Annotated in this window: 1 protein-coding gene; it reads right to left on the bottom strand. The window is 38.6% G+C overall.

Annotation, left to right across the window (positions count from 1 at the left end; translation table 11 throughout):
• Positions 1-446, bottom strand: a 446-nt coding sequence (locus ACN8M7_RS25965) for an AAA family ATPase (RefSeq protein ID WP_490262629.1), incomplete at both ends; no start/stop codon positions are given.

Here is a 446-nt window from a genome sequence, read left to right as displayed (position 1 = left end):
ATCATCAAATCAGAGTTTCCATTGATAAGATTGACATACTTATCTTTCAAGCTTGGCTTGTCTTTGGTGGCATTGCCATTGTCATCATATTCAGATACCTGACGGCTGATGTAAATAACATTCATTGGCAATGCTTTGAGGTCAATGACTAATTCTGTGATAGCTTGGTTAAAGAAGTCGTATCCTTTGCCGTATGGAATTTCCGACAAGGATTTCAAGCGAGGTTTACCAACTGGGGTTAATTCATCACAAACTGCAATCTTAATCATTTCAATAACATCGTCAATTACATCAATAACGACTGTTTCATAAGAGTGCTTCTGTGTCTGGAGAGCAAGCAAGATATCTCCAAGCTGCTTAATTACTGAATTGGTAATTCGTCCCTTGTCATCTTTTTCATTGATCAGCTGAATGCTTGGAACAGTGTTAGCTTCTGCATTCCCGTC

The organism is Pseudomonas spartinae (assembly GCF_965197125.1).
Lineage (GTDB): Bacteria > Pseudomonadota > Gammaproteobacteria > Pseudomonadales > Pseudomonadaceae > Aquipseudomonas > Aquipseudomonas composti_A.
The sequence above is the reverse complement of the archived record's forward strand: the minus strand, read 5'-3'. Positions and strand labels throughout refer to the sequence as shown.